The organism is Bacillus sp. HMSC036E02, assembly GCF_001836235.1.
Lineage (GTDB): Bacteria > Bacillota > Bacilli > Bacillales > Bacillaceae_G > Bacillus_A > Bacillus_A cereus.
This window is the reverse complement of record NZ_KV827856.1, coordinates 91,910-118,787: the sequence shown is the minus strand read 5'-3', so window position 1 is coordinate 118,787 and position 26,878 is coordinate 91,910. Positions and strand designations below refer to the sequence as shown.

The following is a 26,878-nucleotide window of genomic DNA, read 5'->3' as shown; positions in this document are numbered from 1 at the left end:
GATGGGAAAAACCAAGGTGACCAAGACGGTAAAACGCCAAATGGGGAAAAACCAGAACAACCAAAGCAAGAGAACATTCAAGATCCAAGTGCACAATTAAACGAAGCCATTTCTAAAACATCAGATAAGATGTTACAAGATGGAATTGAAAGTGACTGGGTAGCTGTAGCGCTTTCTCGTTCTGGAAAGAATGTGCCAATTGAGGCAAAATTAAATTATGTTAAGTCAGTAACTGAAAAAGTAGAAAAGCGTATTAACCGTTTTTCAGCGACAGATTTAGCTAGAACAATTATTATGATGAATGCAATGAGTGCAGACCCTAAAAATGTAGGTGGACATAATTTAGTTCAAAAATTGTATGAGTCAGATAAAGTGAATTCTGTTACAGGTTATGCATTTGCTTTACTTGCATTTGATACGAAAAAGTATGAGATTCCAGTTGAATCAAAATGGAATAGAGTTGCTCTAGTGGAAGCACTGTTAAATAATCAGCATACAGACGGTGGATGGACTTATAATAGTTCAGGTAGTAAAGATAGTGCTAGTAGCGTTGATGTAACAGGTATGGTTTTATCAGCATTAGCTCCTTATCAAGAGCGATCAGATGTGAAACCAGCTATACAAAAAGCTGTTGCGTATTTATATAACGAACAGCTGCAAAATGGCGGTTTTTCAGCTGATGGACAAGAAAATTCAAATAGTACTGCGCAAGCAATTATTGGATTATCGCTTGTTAAAGATGTAGATCAAAATCGTCTTCATAAGGCAATGCAAAACCTATTATCATATCAACTTTCAAATGGTGAATTTAAATGGTTACCAAGTGATCAAAATGGTAACGGAATGGCTACAGAACAGGCTCTTTTAGCATTACTTCAATTTAAGGAAATGGGAAAATCTATTTATGATTGGTCTAATGTAGACGCTGGTAATGTAATTAAGCCAAAACCGATTGAAGAGCCAGAAAAGGTCGTTGAACCAGAAAATAATGTAGTAGAAAAAGAAGTTACTGAAGAACCGAAAGAACAAAAACAAGTACAACAAGAAACAAAAGATGAAAATCTAAAAGTAGTTGTAGATAACGAACCGGTTAAGAATAAAAAAATCGGAAACGGTAACAGTCTACCAAAAACAGGAGCATCTTCTCATAGTGCAGCAACAGAAGTAGGTATGGGTGTATTATGTATTGCTTCTGCATATGTATTATGGAGACGTAAAGCAGCTTAACAAAAAATTAGGAGCAAATATTTGCTCCTAATTTTCGTATGAAAGGTGAGAGATAGGATGAGTAAGGTGAAATGGTTCATTTCTTTACTGCTTTCGCTCGGGCTACTTGCCGGATGTGAAGAGGCAGCTGTAAAGCCTGAGAAGAAGGTAGAACCGAAGCAAGAAGAGGTAGCGAAACAAGAAGAACAAAAAGATGAAGCGAAGCCGGAAGAAAAAACAGAAGAAAAGCAAGCTGAATCAGAGCAAAAGCAGCAAGAAGAGCAGAAAGAGAAACAAGAACAAAAAGTAGAAGAGAAGCCGAAAGAGGAAAAGCCGCAGGCACAACCAGAGGTAAAGAAAGAAGAGAAACAACAGGAACAACCGAAAGAACAGCCGGCTGTAAATAAGCAACCAGAGCAGCAACAAGTACAAGAAGAGAAACAACAACCGAAAGCACCAGAAGTAAAAGAAGAAGCAAAGGTTGTGAATCAGCCGAAAGAAACACCGAAGCAGGAGCAAAAAGTTGATCCGAATAAAGAGGAGAAAACGATACCGACTCCGGCAGTACCAAAACCTGAACCACCAAAACCAGATCCAGTACCAGTACCGAAACCGCAAGCAAAACAAGTAACAATCTCGGTAAAAGGAAATAACGGATATATAATGGGTGCGAAAAAGATGGATGTACAAGATGGCGATACTGTGTATAAAGTATTACAACGTACAGGATTAGATGTTGATGCAAGCGGATCTAGAGATAGTATTTATGTAAAAGGTATTAATGATTTATATGAAAAAGATATTGCGGATACTAGTGGATGGAAATATCGTGTGAACGGTGCTTTTCCAAACCATAGTGCTGGTGTAGCTACGGTAAAACCAGGAGATACAATTGAGTGGGTATACGTATTACAATAAGAAAGGCATTCGGTAAAGGGCTATGAAAATAAGTTTTTCTTCTTTACATCCTTTTGTGAATTTTTTCTATTATATCGGGGTGATGATACTATGTACGATGTGTCTTCATCCTCTTTTTTTAATTGGAGCAATAGTATTAATTATTATGTTAAATGTGATGCAAGGAAATAGCGAAAAGATAAGAAAGATGCTACCGAGCACAATTGTTTTCTTCTTTATGGTAATTTTATTTAATTCGTTATTAACGCATAGAGGTCGAACTACGTTATTTTGGTTAGGTGATAGCCGTATTAAGCTTGAGGCGATTATGTTTGGAATAGTAATGGGGTTATTACTAGTTGCAGTTATGTTTACGTTTGCGTCATACAATGATATTATTTCCAGTCATAAATTTTTATATTTGTTTTCAAGAATTTCACCGAAAGTTGCATTGTTAACGATGATTACAGTGAGATTTGTTCCTTTGTTTATGAGGCGATTAAAGAAAATCACACTCGTTCAAAAGACGAAAGGTGTGCAGGTAGATTCAGGTTCGATAATTGAACGCGTCAAAAATGGTATGCAATTGCTGCAAGTATTATTAATTTGTTCATTAGAAGATGCACTGCAAACGGCAGATTCTATGCAAGCTCGTGGATTTGGTGTAACGAAGCGTACGACGTATATTCGCTATAGAATGGAAAGGCGCGATTGGTATACGCTCAGTTATTTAATCATTTTATTTATAGCTGCTATTATATGTAGTAATTATGGCGGGGGGAAATTGATTATTTATCCGAAAGTCGAATCGATTCTATTTCAGCAATACGATGGGATGATGTTTGTCGTATTAACGATGTTTATTAGTTTACCAATCATAATGGAAGGGAGAGAATGGATATGGTGGCGCATACAGAAATAAACAATTTATCATTTGTATATGCTGATGAAAATGAAAAAGCGTTACAGCATATTTCTCTTTCTGTTGAAAAAGGTGAGTTTATTGCACTTGCTGGAGGATCGGGATCTGGGAAGACGACTTTATTAAAACATTTTAAAAAGGAGTTACTTCCAATTGGTACGCGTTCTGGAGAGATATTTTATGAGGGTGTTTTAATAGAGGAAGTAGCTGATTTGTTATCTGCCCAAGAAATTGGGATGGTATTTCAAAACCCAGAAAATCAGATCGTTATGGATACAGTGATTCAAGAATTAGCATTTTCTTTAGAAAATATCGGATTACCATCACATATTATTCAAAAAAGAATAGCAGAGCTTATTAGCTTTTTAGGATTTCAAGATTTATTGCATCAATCTGTTCACACGTTATCTGGTGGGCAAAAGCAACTTGTTAATTTAGCTGCGGTATTAGTTATGCAGCCGAAATTGCTATTATTAGATGAACCGACAGCGCAGTTAGATCCAATCGCTGCAAAAGAGTTTTTAGGATTATTAAAACGGATTAATGAAGAACTTGGAATTACGATTATTTTAAGTGAACATCGTTTAGATGAAGTTATCCCGCTTGCAACACGCGTTGTTTGTATGGATAATGGCCGTATTATGTATGATGGTAGTCCTAAAATTGTTATTACGGATATGTGGGGAGTAGAATCATTCCGTCCATTTATTCCGCAAATTCCAAGGCTATTTTTAGAGTGGAATGTGAGAGATATTCCGTTTACAGTGCGAGAGGCGCAAATGAAAATGAATGATTTTGCAGCGATATCATATGTAAATGAGCCAATAGCACAAAGTGAAAAGCAAGAGGTAATTTTAAGCGCAGAGCATATTTCGTTCCAATATGAAAAAAATAGTCCGCTTATTTTACATGATTTATCAGTTTCGATTGAAAAAGGAAAATGGGTAGCGCTCGTTGGGAAGAACGGTACAGGTAAGTCTACACTGTTAACGATTTTAGCAGGATTACAAAAAGCGAGAAGAGGGAAAGTAAAGTGGAACGGAAAAGTGATACATAAAATTGATTCGAAAGAACGATTTAAAAGTATTGGGTATGTATCGCAGCATCCGTATTATCATTTTACATTTGATACAGTATGGGACGAGGTTTATGAACGTGCACGTGAATTATACGGAGAACAAGGAAAAGAAATAGCAGAAGATAGGCTAAAACAGTTTTGGTTGTATTCGCTTAAAGAACGCCATCCGCACGATTGTAGCGGAGGAGAGCAACAATTACTTGCGTTATGTACGACGTTATTATCAAAGCCGACTTTATTATTACTGGATGAACCGACAAAGGGGTTAGATCCATGGAAGAAAGAAAGAGTAGGAGAGCTATTTAGGAAGCTACAAAAAGAAGGAACAACAATTGTAATGGCGACGCATGACATTGAATTTGCAGCGAAATACGTTGATCAATGTATGATGTTATTTGATGGAACAGTCATTATGAATGATGCACCGAAAGAATTTTTTAGCGGCAACTTCTTTTATACAACATCTATTAACCGATTCATTCGAAAAGAATTGCCATATGCATTAACGTGGGAGGATGTGTACGAAGCGTGTCCAAACGATATGTTGCATTCATAATATGTATCTTTGCAGTAATAATCGGCACATTACTCTTTACGACACTTGTCATGGACGGTTATTACATGTTAAGTAGTTTGTTTATATTAGCGGTTATTATGTTACCTTTCTATATCCGTTTTGAAAGAAAGGCGTTTGTTTCACGTGAAATTGTTCTCGTTGCTGTATTAGCGGCAATTGCAGCAGTAAGCCGGGTGCCATTTTCTATTTTACCAAGTGTACAACCAACTTCTTTTGTCATTATCGTTTCTGCAATTGTATTTGGAAGTGAAACTGGTTTTATGATTGGTGCTACAGCAGCAATCGTATCTAATATTTTTTTAGGACAAGGTCCATGGACACCGTGGCAAATGTTTTCGTGGGGTATGATTGGTTTTATAGCAGGTTTACTTCGTAATACATTTTTTATGAAAAAGCTATGGGGAAGACTTCTTTACGGAGTAATTGTTGGCTTTTTATTTGGCTGGATTATGAATTTCTGGGGCCTTCTCGGTTTTATACGAGAAGCAACGTGGGAAACTGTCATTTCGTATTATATCGCAAGTTTTTACTTTGATTTGAGCCATGCGATTTCGAATGTTATTTTCTTATTACTATTTAGTACTTCATGGATTACGATTCTTACAAGATTTAAAAAGAAATACGGTATATTAGATGAGCATAACGTGACATAGAAAAGCATACTCATATAAGGTAGGGTCGCGACTTACATATTCGTTTGCCTCTTTCATGCTTCTTACATATTGTAAGGAGCATTTTTTTGTCAAAAAATCGATTTAATATACATCCGTTATTATATAAAATTATTTGTATAATGGTAGGTGAGAACTTTTTTCAAAAGGGAGGTGTATAGTTAATGAAGTTAGTTATTCCGAAGCAACATGGTGCATGGGCTATGCTTGTTATTCCTTTTTTATTAAGTGTCATACTTGGGAAACCTACTATTTATCATATTCCATTGTTTTTAGCGTGGTTTTTTATCTATTTAGCCACGTATCCATTTCTTACATACATAAAGCAAAGACGAAAAAAAGAGTTTTTACAAGCTGCCATTGTTTATTTCAGCATTGCGTTCCTATTTGGGATGATTTCTTTATTATATGAGTGGCGAATTCTTTTATTCGTAATAGTAATGATTCCATTATTTATAGTGAATATGTATTACGCTCGTCAAAAAAATGAAAGAGCACTATTAAATGATATTTGTGCGATTATTGTGTTTTGTATCGGTGGATTAATTAGTTATTCCTTTTCAATGAAGCAAATCGATCATACAGCTATATTCATTGCACTTATTTCATTTTTATACTTTTTAGGTAGTACGTTCTATGTGAAAACGATGATTCGTGAAAAAAATAATCCGAAGTATCGTCTTATATCTTGGGGATATCATATCGTATTAACGATAATTGTATTTGCGATTAATCCCTGGTGTTCTCTTATTTTTATACCAAGTGTCATTCGAGCAATTGTGTTGTATGGCAAAAAAATTTCTATTATAAAAGTAGGAATTTTAGAAATTGCTAATTCTGTATATTTTTTAATTATAACGGCAATAATTATGAAGTATGCCATTTGAAAAAACTTCCCATCAATTGATGGGAAGTTTTTAATCTTTTTCTAAAATGTGAACGGTGTACTCGCAACGTTGAATAGCTTGTTCAACAGCATAAAGTGATTGTTCAATACGAGCGCGATTAAAATCTTTTTCAACTGTTTCGAGCGCTTCTTCTAAACAATTTTTAGCTTCTTGTAATGATTGAAAAGAATCTTGTACATATCCGCGAGCATTTTGATGCATTTCATAATCCTCCTTGCGTGTTCGTATATGGGTAGTATGAACAGTAAGGAAGAAAATATAATTTGTTATATTTATTTGACAATTAAAGTGGAATTACGTATAGTAAGAATTAAGTGAATATTTTCTTATCCAGAGAGGTGGAGGGACTGGCCCGATGAAACCCAGCAACCGCGATGCAGGTGCTAATTCCAGCAGAACATATTTGTTCTGGGAGATAAGACGAAGATATATACGTAACTTCTTCTTATCGGAGAGGTTTTTTTATTGCAAAAAAACCGATTACGAAAATTTATATTAAGAAGAAAGGGGTTGCGCATTACTGTGACACTCGAAAAATACGTAAAACTGCGTAGTACAGTTTATGAATATATGATAGAGCAAGATAAGCCGATATCATTGTTAGATATTCAAGAACATATCGTTTCGCATCATGAAGGAAAATTCACGAAAAAGATGTTGCATCAATTTTATTTATCAAGATTATTAGACGAACTAAAACTGGATGGGAAAATTACATTAGCTGATGAATATCTCTATGCTGAAAAAGGGGTATTGTATAAGGCGAGAAAAGGGAGCTAAGCTCTCTTTTTTTCTTAAAATAACGGAGTATGTAGAGTAAAAGACTGCTAAAGCAGCCTGATACAGGGAATGGTGTTGAGTGTGTAGTGTCAAAAATTGAATGTGCCTGAAAGAGGCAATTCATATCGGCTGCAAATGAAAAGAGACACCTTCGCCGAATAGGTGTCAGTCGTTTTGTCATATAGACTTGCTATTTGACAGTTATTAGAATAACATACAGGATTTTTGAAGTCAAAAGGGAATTAAAGGAAGGGGTACAATTATGTACGCTTACTTATTAAAAGATATAACGAAATGGATCCCAAAGTACATTGTAGATAAGGGATATGAATATTATGAAGATGGACATGTAGAAGATGTTGAAATACATGATAAAAAAGTGTTTGCTTTCGTTACTGGAAATGCAGGAAATTATGAAGTAGTTATCGATCTCGAAGATTTTTCAGAAAGTAGCTGCGAATGTCCATATGAGAATCTTTGTAAGCATATGGCGGCAGTTGTTTATGATATTCAAGGTGCTGGTGAGAGTGCAGTTAAAGAGAAACTGAAAGATTTAGAAAAAGAAGAATTACTTATATTATTGAATCGATTATTGCAAAGTTCGAAAAACGTACAGATTGTAGAGAAGATGTTAAAGAAGGGGTAACTTTAACGTATAGAGGGAGTTGTTATGTAGTGAACGTACTAATTGTATACGCTCATCCTAATTCTTCAAGTTTTAACGCGGCGATTTTAAATCATGTGCAAAAAGGACTACCGGAAACAAATCATTCAGTTACGCTGCTTGATTTATACAAAGAACAATTTGATCCAGTCCTCGTATTTAATGAAGAGAAGAAAAGGCTCGTACATTATGAATGAAGTCGACCGTATTATAAACTGTATTCAGTATGACGGCGAACTTTTTCGGAAGTATGTTACGCGTTTACTTCAATTGAAAAAATGTAGCGAAACATTTCAGCAAATTCAAATAGAGTTAAGAAATGATTATTTAATAAGAGGAATTTGTGAAAGAGAAGTAGATGAGATAGTACGGGGAAGTAAAGAATATGAAATGTATTTTCTTCCTAAAGCGTTACAGTGGAATTTTTTGAGTGAACATCCACACTTAATCGGAAAAATTTGCGAAGATTTTTTTGCATTTGAGTCATTACATCTTACGGAGATAGAGTGGGAGAAGATTATAAATTGCATGGGAAATAAGTGATTTATTATGTAAAAAAGCTAGTATAAAACTAGCTTTTCGTTTAAATAAATAAGAAGCATAGACAATGATAAAACCCGCATATAGTAAGTTCACAACACAAAATCCCATAATGTCACGAGCACCTAAACCAGCTATCGCTAATGCTGGTAATGCCCAGAAAGGTTGAATTAAATTCGTCCAAGCATCGCCCCATGCAATTGCCATTGCTGTTTTTGCAGCAGGTACACCAAGTTCAGCGCCAGCTGGAATCATAATTGGTGCTTGCACAGCCCATTGACCGCCGCCAGATGGAACGAAAATGTTAACAATGCCAGCACTTAAAAATGTAAAGAGCGGAAAAGTCGTTTCATTTGAAATGCTAATAAAGAAATTAGAAATAGCTCCTCCAAGTGAAAGTCCTTCACTATTTGCTCCAATCATCATGCCCATAATTCCTGCGTAAAACGGAAATTGAAGTAAAATGCCAGAAGCACTTTTCGTAGAGTCTGAAAAAGCGCGAATATACTGAATCGGAGTACGGTGGAAAATAAGACCTGCAATTAATAACATGAAAATCACGATATCGAGAGTAAGGTTAAAACCTTTCGTATAAAAGTAATTGAAAATATAAATGAGACCTAACAATCCAACGCAAAGTGTAATAATAATGCTATTTTCCATCTTTTCAGCGAATGTATTTTTTTCTACTTCTTGAGCAGCGGCTTCTTCATGGAACACGCTAGGATCTACAGTGATCGTATGTTTTTCATCTGGATGCATCGCCTTATTAATGAGAGGCATCGTAATGAGAAAAATAATAACTGGAACGAGAGCGTATGGTGAGAATAACGTTTCTGTTATTGGAATCGCCTCTTTAATACTTCCAGCAGTCGTTTTAATTAACGTTTCACCGCCTGTTGCTAACGTAAGAGGGATAGAGGCAGAAAGACCCGCATGCCAAATGAGAAATCCAGAGTAAGAAGAGGCGATTGCTAGTCTATAATCTAATCCGTCCAGCTGCCTTGCCACTTCTTTTGCGTATAAAACAGATACAACAATTCCAAAGCCCCAGTTTATGTATGCACCAAGTAAACTTACAATTGAAATGGCAATAATGCCTTGTCCATTCGTTTTTGGTAGTCTGGCAGCTTTCGTTAATCCCTTTTTAATAAGAGGAGCATTTGCTAAAGCAGATCCAGTCACGAGTACAAGTGCCATTTGCATAGAAAAGGCGAGGAGTCCCCAAATTCCATTACCCCAGTGATTAATCATTTCTACAGGGGTTTGGTGAGTCGCAAACATACCAAAGAAGATAACAAAAACAGTTAGTAAACATGATAAAATAAACGGTTCTGGCAAGAAGCGTTGCACTAAGGCGACGCAACCATTTGTAAAGGAACGAAACAAAATAGATCAGCCTCCTTATGTATATGTATTACAATTATTCGAGGTTGTTTGGGAGATAACCTCTAATATAAAGAAAATTCAGATATTTATAGGGTGATAATTTATTGATAGGTTGATATAGAGCCTTGTATCAGATTCTGCTTTTAATATACTAGAAGAAAACGGTTGGAAATGGGGTAGCACTTATAGGGATAGTATAGAGAAAGGTTACTAGCTGGCTTCAAAACAACTGTTGCAAAATGGTCAAAAAATAAAGTTCATCATCCCGGAAGAAACTTTATTTTCATCTATAGAAGAAATTTTCGACCAATATGAACAGACAATCTTTGTAAGGGAAGTGTTTTAACGAATTCTCCAAAAGGTGTGGATGTATTAGTTAAACACTTAATTAAACATGTAAACTGCTTATATAAATTTTGATAGGCGTGTTTTAAGCAGTTATTCTTTCAGTATCTTCTAATATGTAGGAGTATAAATAAAATATCCCAACAAGAAAAAGCTTCCACTACTGTGGAAGCTTTTCTAAATAATGTGCAATAGCAACATACATATTTGAGTAAACCGAATGTATTTCATTACTTGGCGTTGCGTTAGAAGAGAAGTGGGCGATTACCATATTTGCTTTCGGATCGATGTAAAGTGTTTGTCCGTAACTACCTAACACTTCACAAGCACCTTGTTCATTGTGCGGAATCCACCATTGATTATGATAAGAAATGGAAGCTCCAGGGCCAATTGCAAGTTCACCTTCTTGGACATTTTTTATATCTTCAGTAATAGAAGAAGGGAGAATTTGTTTTCCATTATATTCCCCGTTGTTTAATAGTAATTGCCCAAATCTCGCCATATCTCTAGCAGTTGCATTTAATCCAGCACTAGCTTGTTCTACTTTTGTTTCATCTGTAACGTAATACGCGTTTTCTTCCATACCAATTTGAGACCAAATTCGTTCGCTTACATTTTCAGCTAGTGATTTACCAGTAATAGTTCTAATAATCCAAGCGAGCGTTTCTGTTGATCCGTTATTGTAAGAAAAGGAAGAACCAGGCGGTGCAGTTTCTTCGGCTTCTCGTAACATATCATAAATTTTCATCGGACCGTCGTAGTTTTTGCCGCGGGGTAAAATATTGCTAGCTAAATATAATTGTGCATCTTGATTTTCTAGCCCAGGCTGCTCATATCCGTGGGTCGGGTATTCTGCTGACACTTGCATGTCCATTAATTGCTGAAGTGTGGCATTACCGAACGGTGTGTTTTTTAATTCTTTTATGTAAGTGTCAGCTGTTTTTTCTAAGTCAATACGTTTTTCTTCAGCGAGAGATTGTATAATTGCCCCGGTAAAGACTTTTGCTAATGATGCCATACCATGAGGTTCATTCTGTTTATACCCATTGAAATATCGTTCGTAAACAAGTTGTCCATTATGTACAACGACAAAAGCATCTGTTTTGTTATCGTCTAAAAGTTTTTTTAGAGGAGTTGTATTTCCGAATCTACGCTCCACAGCAAAATCGTCTAAGTTTTGCAATGCGGAAGGGAAGTGAGCAATTTGGTCAGGATTGTTTTTTACGTTATTAACTAAAGTGAATTCTTTCATATGGGTATATGACCAACGTAAGTAAGGGTCATTTAACCAGTTTTCTTTTGTCACATTATGTTTTGATGGGGTCGTTTTATTTTGTTTGAAGTAAGTAAACCCAAGCCCTGTAATTACAAATATGAATGTTAGTATAAGTAAGAGTAGGGGAGATTTTTTTAGTTTCATATATGGCCCTCCTTTTTATTTCTACTATAAGTATACGCTCGTCTTGAAAGAAATACAAAATAAGGAAAGTAAACGGGGAAGTTTACTTTCCTTATTAACGTTAAGCGGAAATTTTTCCGTCTGTAGGTTGTTTCTTGAATTTTTGTTTTCGTCCGTGTAATCCATAATATAAAAGTAAAGTGAACGCAACGATAATAGCTGCGATAAAATACATATTATGATAACTGGATTTCGCTGCGACAATACCTAAAATGAAAGAACCAAAGCCAATACCACTATCAAAGAATGAGAAATACGTAGCTGTCGCAGAACCACGTCTATGGTTTGGAGCGGCAGAAATCGCAATCGTTTGGAAACTCGGAATTAATGTTCCGTAACCTAAACCGATTAGCATACCTGCGCCAAGGAACCAAAATGAAGTTTGTGCTTGGCTTAATATGAACATTCCGATTGTGAAAATAATGATAGCAGGGTAAACGAGTACATTTTCACCGAAGCGATCAAAAATCTTTCCTGTAAATGGACGAGAAATGACAACAACAAGTGCGTATAAAATAAAGAAGTAACTTGCAATTTCACTTAAACCGAGTTCTTTCGCATAAATAGGAATAAAGGATAAAATACCACTATAAGAAAAGGCTAAAACAAATCCTGTAAGTGCAATTGGAATAGAAGATGGTTCGATTAAGTCTTTCCATTTCATTTTTTCACGTTTTTGTTTGCTAACAGGTGCTTCGTGTGGAATATCTACAAGTAGTCCTAATAAAAATGCAAGTAATGAAAATACGGAACAAACGATAAATAACACAGTAAACGAAAAATGAGAAATAATTGTTAAACCTAAAAAAGGACCAATTACCATCGGCAGACTCATAAATACGCCGAAATATGCAAGTGCTTCGCCTCGTCGATGAGCTGGCGCAACATCAGTTACGATCGTACCAGTAGCTGTCGTTGCCATCCCGAACCCAATACCGTGTAAGAAGCGAAGGGCAAGTAATAAGAATAAACTTTGCGCACCGAAATACATAACAGTAGCGGCTAAAAATAATGAAAGTGAAATAAATAATATTTTCTTTCTTCCTAAATCATCGAGCCATTTTCCTGTGAATGGTCTACATAAAACAGAAGAAATAAGAAACACAGTTGCAACTAAACCAATTTCCTCAGGTTTTCCTTTTAGGCCGTCTATTACATAGACAGGTAGAGTAGTCATAAGCATGTAAAATGTTAAGAAGAGAAATAGACTACTAAAACAAGTTCCGAGGAAATCCTTCGTCCAAAGTTTCTCACTTTGCATCGTCATCCCTCCAATTTAATCTAAATTTTTAATAATTTGTTGTAACACTTGAAATGCTTGATGTAAATCATCTTCGTTAATACCTTCTAGCGTTTTTTCTTCGAAAGTATCAACTTCTTCTTGCCATATTGGAATCATCTTTATCGCTGTTTCGGATAAAGAAATGAGCTTCTCACGGCGATCTTTACCTTCTGTACGAATAATCCATCCCATCGTTTCCATACGTGTTAACGTACGAGTCATCGTTGGTGATTCAACATTTAAATATTGGCACAATTCTGTTTGCGTACAAGAACCAGTTTGATTAATGCGGAAAATAACAGCCCATTGCGCACTAAATAACCCTGTTGGAGATACACGTTCATTAAATTTCTTCGTAAACTTTCGAGAAGTCTGGCTGACGATGTGAAAAAAATGTTGTTTTTCGTCCATGTATTTTGATCCTTTCAAATTAGTTACCTAGCTAACTATATACTTTTTTATAATAATTGTCTAGTAATAGACATGTTGATTTATGTAAAAAATTCTTATAGGTTTTATGTTGCGAACGTACATTCTACGTGCTATTCTTTAATTAAGTAAAGAATTTTCTTTCTATTAAATAGAATGGGGGAACTTGTGATGATTAAGCCTGCAACAATGGAGTTTGTTTCACTATCGAACGGAGAAACGATTGCATATCAGGAAGTTGGAAGGCGAAATACAGATATTCTTGTACTCATTCACGGGAACATGACATCGTCACAACATTGGGATTTAGTTATTGAAAAGTTGCAAGATCAATACCATATTTACGCTCTTGATTTAAGAGGGTTTGGACAATCAACGTATAATCAATCGATAGATTCATTACAAGACTTTGCAGAAGATGTAAAATTATTTATCGACGAGTTAAAGCTAGAGAAATTCTCATTAATGGGCTGGTCAATGGGCGGTGGCGTTGCGATGCAATTTACAGCGAACCACCCAACTTTTGTAGAAAAGTTAATTTTAGTAGAATCAGTAGGAATGAAAGGTTACCCAATCTTTAAAAAAGATACGAATGGGCAGCCGATTGTATCAAGTTTAGTAAAGACGAAAGAAGAAATTGCACAAGATCCAGTACAAATCGCTCCAGTATTAGACGCGATAAAAAATATGAACAAACTATATTACCGTACAGTATGGAATCTATTAATATATACGCATAACCAACCTGAACCGGACCGTTATGAAAAGTATTTAGATGATATGTTAACGCAACGTAATTTCGTAGATGTGAATTATGCGCTCATTACATTTAATATTTCAGATGAATATAATGGGGTTGTAGAGGGAAGTAAGCAAATTCATCGTATTAAAGCGCCAACACTCGTCATACAAGGCGATAGAGATTATGTCGTTCCGCAAGTAGTCGGTGAGGAATTAGCGAAACATTTGCAAAATGCAGAGTTGAAGGTATTAGAAGATTGCGGACACTCGCCGTTTATTGATTGTTTAGATGTATTTATAAAACATGTAGAGAATTGGTTAGAACAGAAATAATCCCCGAAATGAACAGTATTGCATATACTATAACATTTGTATGTTAAAGGGGAGATTATCAATGCATCAACCATTTTTCATCGCTTATTCGCCATATAATCATTACGCATATACAAAAATGATGATAAAACCGCTGTATATGCAAGTTTCGCCAGCTGTAGTTCCTTTACAAATGCAATATCCGCAGCCACCAATCGCTAACGCACAGCAATACTTATATGAAACTGCTTTTTATAAACATCCATACTTTAAGCAATTTCATAACAATGTGAAAGCACAAGTTTGGGAAGGATAAGGTAACAAGCTAAAAGATTCATTCTTTTAGCTTGTTTTTTATTGCGAATATTCGTACACGCATTTGCAGAAACAGTTTATAATGAAAAGTGGAAGCGTGAGAAGGAGAGGGAAAGGGATGTCAATGCGTTTTACTTTTTGGATTATGGTTGGGATTGTAGCAATCTCGGGTTTATCACAAGGAATGCTCTTACCGGCCATTGCAATGATTTTTGAACAAGAAGGGGTTAGTTCAAGTATTAATGGTATTCATGCGACGGCATTGTACATTGGGATATTAGTCATTTCGCCGTTTCTTGAAAAACCGATGCAAAGGTTTGGAATGAAGCCGATTATTGTTATAGGTGGGTTTCTCGTTATTATTTCATTATTCTTTTTTACACAAACATTTTCGTTTTGGGTATGGTTTATCCTTAGATTTCTAGTTGGAGTCGGAGATCATATGCTTCATGTCGGAACACAAACGTGGATCACGACAACATCAGACCCAAGTAAAATAGGGAGACAAGTATCGATATACGGTGTATTCTTCGGAATTGGTTTTGCCGTTGGCCCGTATTTAGCAAGCACTGTGCAGTACGGTCTTGCAACGCCATTTATTATATCTACTATACTTTGTCTAATAGGTTGGCTTTTACTACTTCCAACAAAAAATGCATTCCCAGCGCAAGATGAAAGAGAAGTAAAGAGTGAATCATCATTTTCTCGTTATAAACAAGTTGTTGGATTAGGATGGATTGCACTGCTAGGACCACTTGCATATGGCGTACTTGAAGCAATGCTAAACAGTAACTTACCAGTATACGCACTTCGTAAAGGGTGGTCTGTTTCAGATGTATCCTTCTTATTACCAGCATTTGCAGTTGGGGGTATTATTACACAAATTCCGCTCGGTATATTGAGTGATAAATACGGAAGGGACCGTATATTAACGTGGACGTTTAGCATAAGTACGGGCATTTTTCTACTTGCCGCCGTATTTGATCAATATTACTGGATCGTCTTTGCCTGCATGCTTTTAGCGGGTATGGTTATTGGATCGTGCTTCTCTTTAGGGCTTGGATTTATGACTGATTTATTACCGAGACATTTACTACCGGCAGGTAATATATTATCCGGAATCGCTTTTAGTTTAGGAAGTATTATGGGACCTGTATTAGGCGGCGTATTTATAGAAAAAATACAGTATACAAGCTTTTTTATTGCGGTTATGATTATAATGGGAATTCTCGCAATGTTATATATGGTCTACATGAAAAATCAATTTGCATCAAGAAAAATAGAAAGTAGGTTAGGGCATGACAAAACAACCTAATAAAAAGAAATTTGAAGTACTTGAAAATGAAACAATTACAGACTGCTTAGCACGTATGGAACAAGAAGGCTACGCTCCGTCTCGTCGTATGGAAGAGCCAATCTTTCATGAAGTAAAAAAAGACGGCAAAACAGTAGTTGAACCGTGCGGTAGGAAGATTGTTTTTGAAGGGAAATTGAAGTAATCCAATAACAAATTCTCTTTATAGTATAGAGCCATCCAATAGTTGGGTGGCTTGTTTTTTTATTAATCAATGCAGGAATTGAATAGAATGAATCTCTCGTTCATTTCTCCTAATGGGCTTCTTTATATGGGACAAAAGATTGCTACTTTTTTCGTATATTGGTAAAATAAGTTCTTGGGTCTTACTTATTGTTATCGGTATAATGTTTGTCGCTTGAATGAAAGAAATTAGTTACAAAAATTTCGCACTATGTAAAGGGGTACAGCAACGATCCCTTTTTTGGAGGCACCTTAAACATAAAGCGAGAGAAGAGGCTATATGAACGATTCTCCTATCTTGTTTAAATATTAAACGAGTTATTGCAATTGGAATAGGTATATCAAACTAGTCGACATCCTGATGGATCATCTTTTTCTAGTAACCTATCACTTCTGATGGAATCGATAGATTGCTAGAAAGCGGAAAACAATTATTAGTATATTCCGAAGCAGGTGTAACAGAGTGTCCTTCCATAATTAAGGGTAAAACCAAAATACGTTGTTTTAAAGAATGATTTGTTAGAACTGGTTATAAGGAATAAAACAGAAAAGAGGATCACATGTTAGATACTTTACAGAGAAGTAAAAAGTTTTTTTTAGTATGTCTTATTTTTTTAGTGCTTTTAACCGCTTGTGGTAATACAGATGTTAAGACGTCTAAAGCTTCATTACCACCGGCTGAATCCAATATAGATACATCGTTAAAAGCACCGAATTGGGTAGATAAAAGTCCTATCCAACAGTCTCCTAATTTTACGGAAGACAAAAAAGTACAATCGGTTGTGAATTTAATAGCTACGGGTGATAATTTATATCATGACGCAGTAATTAAAGATGGCAAACAAAAAGACGGTTCATATGATTATAATTATATTTATGAAAATATCAAAAAAGCTGTTAAATCAAGTGATCTTGCTATAGTGAACCAGGAGACTCCGATTGCCGGAAATAATTTAAAAGTACAGGGATATCCGACTTTCAATACACCTGAAGAAGTAGGCCAATCTTTAGTGGACACTGGATTCAATATAGTGACGCAAGCGACAAATCACGCTATGGATATGGGTATTAAAGGTGTTGCGAATACAAGAGAATACTGGAAGAAATATCCGGATGTTATCCCGGTAGGTATTAATGAGAGTAAAAACGAGCGTAATGAAATAAAAACGATTACAAAAAATGGTATTCGTTTTGCGTTACTAAATTATACATATGGTACGAATGGAATTAAAATTCCAGCTGATAAGTCTTGGGCTTTAAATTTAATTGATAAAAAAGCGATACAAAATGATGTGGAAAAGGCAAAGAGTAGCTCTGATATGGTGATTGTTATGGTGCATTGGGGAGTAGAATATACCTCAACACCTTCAAAGCAACAAAAAGAAGTTGCTCAATATTTAACAGATTTAGGTGTAGATGTAGTAATTGGAAATCATCCACATGTAATTCAACCAATTGAGTGGAAACAAAATAAAGATGGACATGAAACGCTAATCTATTATTCTCTTGGAAATCTTATTTCTGCGCAAGAAAAATTAGAAACATTAGTTGGAGGATTATCTTATGTACAATTTGTTAAGTATGAAGATAAAACTTTTGGTATACGACAAGCGGCAATCGTACCGACAGTAACCGACTATGCCGATGGTAAGAAACAATTTAAAATTCAATTTTTAAAAGATTATTCGGATGAAAATTCTAAAAAACATGGAATTAAAAAATTTGTCGGTCCCGTTTCTTTGAAGGATTTCAAGGAGATTCCTAGAGACGTGTTGGGAAATTGGTATAAAGACTAATAAACAAAAAGGGAATGAGATACAATTAAAAAATTTATAATTTTAGCATTGGTATTAGCAATGGGATGGAGTCTTGCTGCTTGTAGTGGAAAGCAAACATCTCAGGCAACTACTAATAATAACGATAAAAATAAAAATGAAATACATGCGAAGAAAAAAGATGTTTTACCTATCTCTGATGTTAATGATTGGAGAATTATCCTTGTAAATAGAGAGCATATGTTATCAAAGGAACTAGGAATTGAATTAACAAGTATCACCCAAAATGCGAAGCCAAATATGAAAATAGATAGTAGAATTGCAACTTCCTATCAGGATATGGTAGCAGCTGCAAAAAAAGAGGGAATCAATCTTTATTTAAGATCAGGTTATCGAGCTATAAAATTACAACAAACTTATTATGATGCTTCAGTTAAAAGCTATAAATCTCAAGGCTTGTCGGATAAAGAGGCTAGTGCTAAGGCATTGGAATATCTTCAGTATCCTGGTGCAAGTGAACATCATACTGGATTAGCGTTAGACATTATTTCAGTTGAATGGCAAAATACTGTAGAAGATTTAAATGCAAAATTTGAAACTACCGATGCATTCAAATGGTTAGATAAGAACGCTGCAGAATATGGATTTACTCTCCGCTATCCAAAAGATAAAGAGAATATTACTGGCATTAAGTATGAGCCATGGCACTATCGTTATGTAGGAAAAGAAGTTGCCGTTTATCTAAAAGAAAAAGGGTTAACTTTAGAAGAATATAACGAAAAAATTAAGTCTGGTAAGTAAAAATATGCTTTAATTTTATTAAACATTATGCACTGCTACAAGAAAAGGTGAATCTGAGGATGTGTTAACCTTCCACCTAGTATTGTAAAAACTGAGTATGATAATTTGAGCACGTACGAACCAGTTATCGTGTAAAAAGATGTATGTATTAAGAAATTAAAGTTAAGGATCTGATATTCATATCAGATCCTTTTTCTATTGTTCTTTTAAGAGCGACTGAGCCAAAATATTGGAATGAATATAGAAACAAAACAGCCCAAGAAATAGTATAACGAATCAGGGAGCCTACTCGTACGCTTCATTGGGATTATCCAGAAATAGTTGTTGATGAAATAAGAAAGAACTGGTCTTACTCTCAAGCAAGGATTTAATACGAATGAATTGGATAAAAGGTAATAATAAAAAACACTGCGCTTGGCAGTGTTTTTTATTATTTCTGCACATAAATACATAGTCATATTGATTAAAGTTTCACTTTATTGAAGAAAAATGCGAAAGCCATTCATAAAATATGGAAATGTTAAAATCCCTTTGATAAAATAGCAATATGTAAAAATAATTATTTGTTAATTCTTAATGTAATGAATATTCATGTTTAAATATACGAATTTAACTACATAGTTATTGTGCTAAAGGGGGAGAAAGATGTTAGATGAATTGTACAATGCTTTTTTAAATGCGTCTGGTTTTACAGAAAGTGCGAGGAAACGAGATCGGTATGATGATTTACATGATTATTTAAAAGATAAAGAAAGAGAGTTAAAGCAATTCATTCAAGATGCTGAATCAGCGAAGAGAGATTATGAGAGTAAAAGTAATGGTTTAGAAGCTAATAAAATTCCGGCAGTTGAATTTGAACAAAAACGTCATGAAAAGGATGAAGAATTACATACATTAGTATCCTATTTTAAAAGTGCATTAAGCGATGTTGGATCTGCAAAAAGTACAGCTTATGCAAAGTATTTGGAATATAAAGCGAAAGCAGAATCGGAGAAAGCGTCAGCATACGCTGCAGCGACCAAGGCTTTTGAAGAAAAGAAAAAGGAATTTGAAAAACTTATCCATTAAGCATACAAAGAATGGAGGGAACCAACATGAGTGGTAAAGAGGTTGAAATTATAGGAAGTAACACTGCAAGTGCCATTTCTTACGCACAAAACATTGAAAATGGTATGAAGGATTCTTTAAACCAAGCGAAAGACTTAAAAGCATATGTCACAGGTGCGAAATGGAATGGAAAAACGAGAGATGCATTTTTAAGTTATCTTGATTTGATCATTCAATATAATTCAGAAATGGTAGAGGCATTTGAAGGACATACGAAAGCTTTGAAAGAGTTAGATAAAAGCATTCAAACGTACGGAGATAAATCGGAAGTAAGGGAGATAAAACAACTGTGATGGAGAAACGAGGGATAAAAGAATGGGGAAAGAAATGAGTTTTGCACCTGCTGAATTATATGTTCTCGCAGGTGCAGCTGGGGTTACCGATATATTTGGATTGCCAAACCGTGACGCAATTATTTTACTTGATGCAGAATGTGTCACGAAAGCAACTACGAGTTTAAAAGAAAAAGGCCTACTTACAAGTGAAAATGGAATTACCCCTGCAGCTTTTCAAATAATTGAACTATTAAAGGAATATGAAAATTGTCATGAATACACGAGAATGAATAATGTATTAATTGGCTTTTTAAAAGAGGATAAAGACCGAGTGGCTGTATTAACAGAAATAGAACCAAATAAAAAATACGAGATCGACTACATACCAAAACCGGACGTATATTTTTCATTATTAACACGCATTCCTTTCTTATTGAGAGAACCGAGGGAAATAGAAGATACATTTTTCTCAAAGAGAATGACAGAGGCAGAACAACAAACATTTGAGGAAAAAGATTTATCAAATAAAGACGTTATAGCGATAGAAACGTATACGAGGCCTCGAAGTAATAGAGGAGGAAAATGGGAATGTTTCTTATATTTTACTGAAGGAGAAGATTTCGTTCAAATAGATGTAGATCGTAATCGATATGACTGGGTGAGCCTCTATGCGGTTAATAAGAAATTGTATGACGTGTTAAAAATGCCATATAAGAAGTTAATTGACCCGAGACAATTCTCGTTAGGAGGTATTCAATAATGCAAGTATCAATGGGAGATAGTGGTTCTGGTGGTGGAGAAGAAGTATTAGTTAATTTTCAAGAACTACTTGATATAGTAATGAAGTTAGAAAATATATATAAAATCCATGTAGACGTCATTGGAACGAATATTGAGAGTTTATTAAGCTGTGATTTTTATCAAAAAGGTGAAGCGATGAGAGTAATTGAAAAATATTCTGATATATTACACAAAACACTAGAATTGGCTGAACACTATTCTAGGTCAGCGACAGTTGTAGGAAATGTATGTGTAGAAATGCTTGAAAAGGACGAACAATTACGTGAAATATTAAGTAAGTTGTAGAAATCACCATACGGCTGGGGGGATGAAAACGAGATGGATGTGAAATATAGACCTGAACCATGGCAAAACATGGGGGATGGTATGAATCGAATTACAAAAGATGCACTCATAAAATTACGGGAAGCAAATGAATCATTAAAAAGAATTGATGGAAGAATACGAGATTTAGACTCGGATGGTAGTATACATTTTAATCCTAAAGATCAATCGCAAAAAATCGGGGAATTACTTGATAGCTATTCGACATTACAAAAATATTGCGGAGAAGCAGGGCGATTAGTCTCTGAGCATATAGATAAACCTTTTTTAGTAGAAATGGATAAATTTGCTCAAAAAATGAGAGATACATCTATTCTCAGTTTTGAAACAAATAACCGAATTGGCTCTACAACAACGACAGTATTACCAGGTGCGCATGCAGGCTACGGAAGTGTACCACAAACAATACAGAAGAAGAAAGATAAAATAACAGTAGAAGATATTTTTAGAGATTCTCCTGCATTTGATAACGTACTGAGAGGGGAATACAAAGAACTAAAAAAACAAAATCCAGATGCAAAACTAAATTATGAAGAATATAAGAAAGTAGTCCCATCCACACGAGGATTTGAATACAAATCGATAGAAGATGAACAGAAAAAACTAGAAATGGTGCGAGACATAGGAATAGGCGTAGGAATCATCATCACAACAATCCTTTGTCCACCACTCGGGGCCGCTGCCGCAGTAGTATACGGAGGTGTACAAATAAAAAGCGGTATCGACGGAGAAGACTGGGGAACACATAGGAAATTGAGCCAAGAAGAGCGGGTAGGAAACATCATTTTTGGCGGATTAGATGCAATCCCAGTTGTTGGAGCAGTAGGAAAAGGAGTAAAAGCATTTAAAGGGACGAGTGAATTAGCTGATTTAGCCAAATTATTAAAATTCAAAGAAGGAATGCCTGGTTTTAATCCAAATTTGGGTAAAAATGTGGTACAATCATTGCGTGATAATAAAGCTATTATGCTTGACCGTTTGAAACTAGCAAGCCTTAAAATGGAGAAATCCGGAAATGAAAAGATGTATCAACTTGGCGAAAAAATAGCCAAAAGCATAGATGATAGGACAGCTAAATCGGCAAGTTTTGAAGTGGACGGAAATGGCTTACTATTATCTAAACAAGGTGGTGCAGATTTCCAAAGCTGGGTGAATAAGCATCATACAGAAAGTAATAAGATTATAGATGATAAGATTAAGGGTGTAGAGGCTTCTCTTACGAAAAAGAATATTCTTCCGAATGAAAAATTAGCAGATCAAGAACTTATGCTGAAAAATAGTGAAGAAATTCTAAATGATGTAGGGTTAAATGAAGAGAGTATAGCATGGTTTTCTAATGCTTTAAAAAATGAAAAGATTCATCCAAATGATTGGAAAGGGAAGCTTTCATGTGTCAGCGGTGATGGAAAACATTTAACTGAGCGTGAATTAAAGTATATAAATCAAGAGCTAAAAAAGGGGCATGATGTAGATCTTGATCAGATAAAATCTTTGAGAGAAAAAGCAAGTCAAATAGCTGATGATTATGCAATTAAAATAAGAAGTGATGAAAAATGGACGCAATTAACTAAGGAACATGCAGTGTCAAAACAGCCTTCTACAATACTTGGTCATGAATTGGAAAACGCAGGTATTACAAGACCCCCAAGACATGAAGCGCATCATATTATTCCTAATAAACAAGGAGGATTAAGAAAGTATATAGAAAAATATGGTATAGATGTAAATTCAGCTTCAAATGGAGTGTTTTTACCGCAGAATTATCATCCAAATTGGCCTGGGCAAATTACGCATAGTGCACGAAATAACTTGAATGAAAAAGGGGATATGATGTTTAGACATGGTGATCAGTATATTCGATATTTAAGTGAAAAATTAAAAACGATCGATCGGTTACCTATAAGTCACCAGCTTAAGCGTGAAGAGATATTGAAGTTTATAGAGAATACTAGAAATAATTTATTAACGGGGAAAATAGAATTCCTATATAAAGATTAAGAGGAGTAGTTTAATGAAAATATGGAAAATTATTAGCAATTCTAATTTTGATCAATTAGAGTGCGAGAATGAGGAAGGACAAGAAATCTTTGATAATGCTTTTCAAGGTCAATCAGTAATTGATAAATGGGATCCACTGCAAATGAAACTTTTAAATGAGGGGGAACCATCAGATTTATTAAGTGAAATACCACTTGTTTTTACAAAAAAAGCGATAGAAGTAGTATTTGATTTAATTAAAAGGAAAGTTGAAATTCTTCCACTTGTTCATGAACGATACGAATGTTATGCAATAAATGTATTAAATGTATTAGATTGTATTGATTATGAGAATGCGGACCCTGATGATTTTGGTGGATTTGATAAATTTGCATTTATTACAGAGAAAATTAGGGGGGAGCATATTTTTTGTACATTGAATACAAAGCATAAATATGGAGATTTTCCGATTGTATCTGTACAAACTTTCGTATCAAACGAATTTAAAGAGAGAGTTGCAAAAAGTGAACTAAAAGGATTTGAATTTGAATTAGTATGGGAATCTGATGAGAAAAATGATGAACAAAAAATAGAAAATAATCCAATGATACGCCCAACGTCAATAGAAGATTTTAAGTCACATATTCAGCTACATTATGGAATGATTACGAATCATATAGAAGCCAATACAAAAATGATCACCGATGTAGAATTATATGATGTTGGACCAAATAAAATGGTTGATTTTCATACAGTAGTAACGTATCGAAATAGCTATTTCCGTATGCCAGCTCCATCGAGTGTAGATAGTGGTTATGCAGAGCTTGTCATGCATCTACCTAAGGATTGGGATGTATCAGTAGCCGCTTTGGCGAGTTCGAAATATGCTTGGCCTTTACGCCTTTTACAGGACTTTGGACAAGATGTAATGCGAAATGGATATTGGTTGGGGCAGTGGCTTGTATTTCCAAATCAATCAAAGGAATATTTAAAAAATTCGTATGTAGCCCAGTTAGGTGGAGCAGAACAAGATCTAAATGCGCCAATTCATCCATATAGTGAAGAAACAAAATTTTCCGGTGTTATGGTGGTACCACCGCTTCCACAATGTTCAGGCGCATTCAAAATGGAATTTCGTGAAGATGGTAAAAGAATAGAGGGTGACTGGCCAGTATACTTCCATACATTATTACCATTATATAAAGAAGAAATCCATTGTTATTACACAGATGGACTTGATGTATTATTGCAAAAATTAATGAAAAATGGCGTTGAAGCAGCATTTGACTTTAATCGAGAGAATACTTGTAAGTAAGGAATAGTAAGATATTAAAAGATACTATGAAAGTATAATAATGAAGCCGTTAGTGCATAAGGTAATAATATGATCAGAAATTACACCAACCTTAAAACTATTATAGCTAATAAAAAAATTGTTACTTTATAGTGAACTAAATGGTTTGATTTAGTAAGCGATAATTGGGAATCCAGTTATCGCTTTTTGTTTTAACTAAGGGTACGGATGATATTGGAACACCGCCTCGATACGGGGAAAGAAGAATCTCAAAGGAATTATATGATGAATTAAGAGATGGAACGCCTACTGCAAAGCTACGGGAAAAAGTTAATGAGGGCATTGAGGATAAAATAGGAACGCCTGACCCTGCTTTACCTGGTAAGTATATTACAGATAGACTTCAAGCTGATCATATCGCATCAATAAAAAATATAGAAAAGACGGAAAATTTTTATAAATTAACGAAAGAACAACAACTTAAGGTTTTAAATAATGAAGAGAATTTTCTAGGATTAAGTGAAGCAGCCAATAAATCTAAGGGGTCTAAACCTTATTCTGATTGGACAATTTATAAGAAAGAAAAAATTGAAGTTGATCCTAAGTTTAGAGAAGAAATGATAAAGAAGGAAAAAGAATTAGAAATGAAATTACAAAAACAAATTGATGATTTTGTTGAAGAAAATAAAAAGGATATAGATAAATAAAGGAGATAGAATTATGGAACAAAAACTTGGTTTTTTAAGAAAATATAAAAGAAATGCACAACTTATATCATGCCATGAGATTAATAAACTTGATAGTGTGAAAATACCAAATTCATGGTATGAATTGTTTCAAGAAGAAAATGTAGACAAGAGAGTTGAGAGTATTTTATCGATATGGAAAGAGCAAGTAGGAGTGGAATTAAGAAACACTATTTCTTATTTGTCTAGGCACCTTGAAGAAGTAGAGCTTATGAACACAAATGGTAGATATTCAATTTTATACACTATTAAAACAGATAATGGGGAAATTCTATATTATGAAGGGGGAAATCCCAAAGATGAGTTTAATAATGAAGAATTAGAAAAGTCTTGGGATAAGATTCCTTCAACAATACGAAATTTTTATCGAACTGTTCATAATGGTTTCTATTTTTATGCGAGTCAATCTATGGGTTTAGTTCCTTTAGAAAATGTAACTTTTTTTGATGATGATGAATGGGGTATTATTGAGGAGTTAGAAGAACCTTTACAAATTGATTTACAAACTACTTTTGGTTTCTTTAAAAGTGGTATGGGTGGTTATGTTGCAGTAGATTATAAGAATTCTAATAATGATAATGCGACTTTATGGTGGACGAATAAAGAGCCTAGATATAATATAAATTTTTGGGACATTGTTGATGAATGGATAGTAATTGGATTTGAAGTTTAGTTTAAAGGTTCTGTTGCAAAGTTTTTATATAAACAAAAAAATCCTAATTTAGTAGGTAGAGTTTATACAACTTTGAATAGATTCTCTAATTCATTGTACGTCGAAAAAACGAAGTACGAGCTTAGGTGAGATGGCATTTTACTGGGTGATGAATATAATCACATGGAAAGTATATTAAACTAAGAACCTGTACAAACTCGTCAATTTTAACTTAGTAGTTGTCATGGCATGTAAAAGGTGTCGTACTGTTAATACAAAACTTACAGATCTTATAAATTTTACAAATTTATGCTACTTAAAAACATATGAAACTTAAAGCACTTGATTGTCTATTTGGGGCAACAAGTGCTTTTTTAATTGAAATGTATACCATAAATTTATAAAAGTTATTTTTATGAATTAAAGCTAACAGAAATTACTAGTATTATATAATTGAAAATACATTAGCAAAAGGTATGGACTCCGTAACCCCATTCGTTAAAGGTGTAGAAATGCTACTAGATGGAAGTGTCGCTAGAACTGGAACGAACTATAGCGGGAAATTCCAAGAAGCCCATGATGCCTAAAAAGCGAGTATTCAGAGTAGGATCTCGAATTTGGAGAGTGGTGGGGTTAAGGGTACGGGTGAAGTAAAGAACCTAGATAACGTTCCGCGAATTGATGAAATTGAAGTAAACTTTAATTATAAAACTAAATTCGATTCAGAAGAATTTGCAAGACAGTTAAAGGATCAAGAAAAAGGTATGAATGAATTAACCGTATATGAGTATCAGCAAAATCGGAAGCGATTTATTGATGAAGGTAGAGCAATAGAAGGAAATGCAGCACAACAAGCAGCTCGTGAAAAAGCCTTAAGTAAAAAAATAGAAGAATTATTTGAAAGTGGAATGTCTTGGGAAGAAGCTGAGGGAAAAGCAGCTAGTTGGTTGAAAACACAGGCAGCACTTCATAATCCTGATCAAATAGCAGGGGGAAATCCGTTGCATATTGGTGGTCTGGGGGATAAAAGGATAAATTCTTCACTAGGTAGTCAATGGCGGTATAGAATTGATA

Annotated in this window: 28 protein-coding genes, 3 pseudogenes and 1 riboswitch; of the genes and pseudogenes, 26 read left to right on the top strand and 5 right to left on the bottom strand. The window is 34.8% G+C overall.

The genetic code is table 11. The features are described 5' to 3' along the window. The 6 genes from HMPREF2590_RS18770 to HMPREF2590_RS18745 all read left to right on the top strand — a co-directional run. The coding region (locus HMPREF2590_RS18770) for a prenyltransferase/squalene oxidase repeat-containing protein (RefSeq protein WP_141763547.1) at window positions 1-1,227 on the top strand (1,227 nt) is incomplete at its 5' end. Window positions 1,228-1,284: 57 nt separating this feature from the next. Beyond that, on the top strand, window positions 1,285-2,124 hold the full coding sequence (locus tag HMPREF2590_RS18765; RefSeq protein ID WP_000048892.1) for a DUF4430 domain-containing protein: 840 nt from the start codon (window positions 1,285-1,287) through the stop codon (window positions 2,122-2,124). Between the two features lie 22 nt (window positions 2,125-2,146). After that, complete coding sequence (locus HMPREF2590_RS18760; RefSeq protein ID WP_002098215.1) at window positions 2,147-3,025, top strand: energy-coupling factor transporter transmembrane component T; 879 nt, start codon at window positions 2,147-2,149, stop codon at window positions 3,023-3,025. Beyond that, window positions 2,998-4,659, top strand: a complete 1,662-nt coding sequence (locus HMPREF2590_RS18755) for an ABC transporter ATP-binding protein (RefSeq protein ID WP_033690152.1) — start codon at window positions 2,998-3,000, stop codon at window positions 4,657-4,659. Before HMPREF2590_RS18760 ends, HMPREF2590_RS18755 begins: the two co-directional genes overlap by 28 nt. Then, window positions 4,632-5,333 carry an ECF transporter S component gene (locus tag HMPREF2590_RS18750; protein ID WP_000044901.1) on the top strand — a complete coding sequence of 234 codons (702 nt, stop codon included), beginning with the start codon at window positions 4,632-4,634 and terminating at the stop codon, window positions 5,331-5,333. Before HMPREF2590_RS18755 ends, HMPREF2590_RS18750 begins: the two co-directional genes overlap by 28 nt. Before the next feature lie 182 nt (window positions 5,334-5,515). Next, window positions 5,516-6,238, top strand: coding sequence for a YwiC-like family protein (locus HMPREF2590_RS18745; protein ID WP_000779979.1), 723 nt, complete (start codon window positions 5,516-5,518; stop codon window positions 6,236-6,238). 30 nt (window positions 6,239-6,268) lie between these two features. Here the strand turns inward: HMPREF2590_RS18745 and HMPREF2590_RS18740 are convergent, their stop codons facing one another. Further along, window positions 6,269-6,460, bottom strand: a complete 192-nt coding sequence (locus HMPREF2590_RS18740) for a hypothetical protein (RefSeq protein WP_000554032.1) — start codon at window positions 6,458-6,460, stop codon at window positions 6,269-6,271. 122 nt (window positions 6,461-6,582) lie between these two features. Further along, window positions 6,583-6,681, top strand: a riboswitch (SAM riboswitch). A gap of 100 nt (window positions 6,682-6,781) precedes the next feature. Here HMPREF2590_RS18740 and HMPREF2590_RS18735 point away from each other — a divergent pair. The 4 genes and pseudogenes from HMPREF2590_RS18735 (at window position 6,782) to HMPREF2590_RS18720 (ending at window position 8,246) form a co-directional block, all read left to right on the top strand. Then, the gene (locus HMPREF2590_RS18735) at window positions 6,782-7,039 is read left to right on the top strand and encodes a hypothetical protein (protein WP_000171476.1); all 258 of its coding nucleotides are present in this window, start codon (window positions 6,782-6,784) and stop codon (window positions 7,037-7,039) included. Between the two features lie 262 nt (window positions 7,040-7,301). Further along, on the top strand, window positions 7,302-7,685 hold the full coding sequence (locus HMPREF2590_RS18730) for an SWIM zinc finger family protein (RefSeq protein ID WP_000271522.1): 384 nt from the start codon (window positions 7,302-7,304) through the stop codon (window positions 7,683-7,685). A 29-nt stretch (window positions 7,686-7,714) separates the two neighbouring features. Further along, window positions 7,715-7,882 (top strand): annotated as a pseudogene (locus HMPREF2590_RS18725) (NAD(P)H-dependent oxidoreductase); the annotation flags it as partial. A gap of 10 nt (window positions 7,883-7,892) precedes the next feature. Next, the gene (locus HMPREF2590_RS18720) at window positions 7,893-8,246 is read left to right on the top strand and encodes a hypothetical protein (protein WP_001006470.1); all 354 of its coding nucleotides are present in this window, start codon (window positions 7,893-7,895) and stop codon (window positions 8,244-8,246) included. A 40-nt stretch (window positions 8,247-8,286) separates the two neighbouring features. On the opposite strand, the pseudogene HMPREF2590_RS18715 reads toward HMPREF2590_RS18720, so the two are convergent. The 4 genes and pseudogenes from HMPREF2590_RS18715 to HMPREF2590_RS18700 form a co-directional block, all read right to left on the bottom strand. Then, window positions 8,287-9,632: pseudogene (locus HMPREF2590_RS18715) on the bottom strand (short-chain fatty acid transporter). 505 nt (window positions 9,633-10,137) lie between these two features. Further along, on the bottom strand, window positions 10,138-11,397 hold the full coding sequence (locus tag HMPREF2590_RS18710; protein WP_044584690.1) for a serine hydrolase domain-containing protein: 1,260 nt from the start codon (window positions 11,395-11,397) through the stop codon (window positions 10,138-10,140). 100 nt (window positions 11,398-11,497) lie between these two features. Continuing rightward, window positions 11,498-12,697, bottom strand: a complete 1,200-nt coding sequence (locus HMPREF2590_RS18705; RefSeq protein WP_001190318.1) for an MFS transporter — start codon at window positions 12,695-12,697, stop codon at window positions 11,498-11,500. Window positions 12,698-12,712: 15 nt separating this feature from the next. Continuing rightward, complete coding sequence (locus HMPREF2590_RS18700) at window positions 12,713-13,129, bottom strand: MarR family winged helix-turn-helix transcriptional regulator (protein WP_000343675.1); 417 nt, start codon at window positions 13,127-13,129, stop codon at window positions 12,713-12,715. 189 nt (window positions 13,130-13,318) lie between these two features. On the opposite strand from HMPREF2590_RS18700, the gene phaZ reads away from it, so the two are divergent. From phaZ to HMPREF2590_RS18625, 16 genes and pseudogenes are all read left to right on the top strand, one after another. Beyond that, window positions 13,319-14,221, top strand: a complete 903-nt coding sequence (gene phaZ, locus HMPREF2590_RS18695) for an intracellular short-chain-length polyhydroxyalkanoate depolymerase (protein WP_000594883.1) — start codon at window positions 13,319-13,321, stop codon at window positions 14,219-14,221. Window positions 14,222-14,282: 61 nt separating this feature from the next. Continuing rightward, complete coding sequence (locus HMPREF2590_RS18690; RefSeq protein WP_000554159.1) at window positions 14,283-14,516, top strand: hypothetical protein; 234 nt, start codon at window positions 14,283-14,285, stop codon at window positions 14,514-14,516. Between the two features lie 117 nt (window positions 14,517-14,633). Continuing rightward, on the top strand, window positions 14,634-15,830 hold the full coding sequence (locus HMPREF2590_RS18685; RefSeq protein WP_000062798.1) for an MFS transporter: 1,197 nt from the start codon (window positions 14,634-14,636) through the stop codon (window positions 15,828-15,830). Further along, complete coding sequence (locus HMPREF2590_RS18680; protein WP_000166303.1) at window positions 15,814-16,014, top strand: NETI motif-containing protein; 201 nt, start codon at window positions 15,814-15,816, stop codon at window positions 16,012-16,014. The genes HMPREF2590_RS18685 and HMPREF2590_RS18680 overlap by 17 nt, the downstream gene beginning before the upstream one ends. A 598-nt stretch (window positions 16,015-16,612) precedes the next feature. Continuing rightward, window positions 16,613-17,848: a CapA family protein gene (locus HMPREF2590_RS18675; RefSeq protein ID WP_000887599.1), complete on the top strand. Its 1,236-nt coding sequence runs from the start codon at window positions 16,613-16,615 to the stop codon at window positions 17,846-17,848. Window positions 17,849-17,896: 48 nt separating this feature from the next. Continuing rightward, entirely contained in the window at window positions 17,897-18,628 is a 732-nt protein-coding gene (locus HMPREF2590_RS18670) for a M15 family metallopeptidase (RefSeq protein WP_000241986.1), read from the top strand. Window positions 18,629-19,273: 645 nt separating this feature from the next. Beyond that, window positions 19,274-19,696: a hypothetical protein gene (locus HMPREF2590_RS18665; RefSeq protein WP_000883455.1), complete on the top strand. Its 423-nt coding sequence runs from the start codon at window positions 19,274-19,276 to the stop codon at window positions 19,694-19,696. A 26-nt stretch (window positions 19,697-19,722) separates the two neighbouring features. Next, the gene (locus tag HMPREF2590_RS18660; protein ID WP_000014537.1) at window positions 19,723-20,028 is read left to right on the top strand and encodes a WXG100 family type VII secretion target; all 306 of its coding nucleotides are present in this window, start codon (window positions 19,723-19,725) and stop codon (window positions 20,026-20,028) included. Window positions 20,029-20,050: 22 nt separating this feature from the next. Then, complete coding sequence (locus tag HMPREF2590_RS18655; RefSeq protein ID WP_000514121.1) at window positions 20,051-20,770, top strand: DUF5081 family protein; 720 nt, start codon at window positions 20,051-20,053, stop codon at window positions 20,768-20,770. Beyond that, window positions 20,770-21,096, top strand: coding sequence for a hypothetical protein (locus HMPREF2590_RS18650; RefSeq protein WP_044584687.1), 327 nt, complete (start codon window positions 20,770-20,772; stop codon window positions 21,094-21,096). Before HMPREF2590_RS18655 ends, HMPREF2590_RS18650 begins: the two co-directional genes overlap by 1 nt. 33 nt (window positions 21,097-21,129) lie before the next feature. After that, window positions 21,130-23,133 (top strand): AHH domain-containing protein, encoded by a 2,004-nt coding sequence (locus HMPREF2590_RS29230; RefSeq protein WP_080989201.1) that lies wholly within the window; start codon window positions 21,130-21,132, stop codon window positions 23,131-23,133. A gap of 13 nt (window positions 23,134-23,146) precedes the next feature. Next, on the top strand, window positions 23,147-24,427 hold the full coding sequence (locus HMPREF2590_RS18640) for a suppressor of fused domain protein (RefSeq protein ID WP_050822000.1): 1,281 nt from the start codon (window positions 23,147-23,149) through the stop codon (window positions 24,425-24,427). A 404-nt stretch (window positions 24,428-24,831) separates the two neighbouring features. Beyond that, window positions 24,832-25,113, top strand: a complete 282-nt coding sequence (locus HMPREF2590_RS31135; protein WP_050822214.1) for a hypothetical protein — start codon at window positions 24,832-24,834, stop codon at window positions 25,111-25,113. Between the two features lie 13 nt (window positions 25,114-25,126). Further along, window positions 25,127-25,825 (top strand): SMI1/KNR4 family protein, encoded by a 699-nt coding sequence (locus tag HMPREF2590_RS18630; protein ID WP_048568392.1) that lies wholly within the window; start codon window positions 25,127-25,129, stop codon window positions 25,823-25,825. A 455-nt stretch (window positions 25,826-26,280) separates the two neighbouring features. Next, a pseudogene (locus tag HMPREF2590_RS30830) lies at window positions 26,281-26,394 on the top strand (hypothetical protein); the annotation flags it as partial. Window positions 26,395-26,490: 96 nt separating this feature from the next. Further along, on the top strand, window positions 26,491-26,878 hold a 388-nt coding region (locus tag HMPREF2590_RS18625; RefSeq protein ID WP_347364758.1), incomplete at its 3' end, for a polymorphic toxin type 15 domain-containing protein.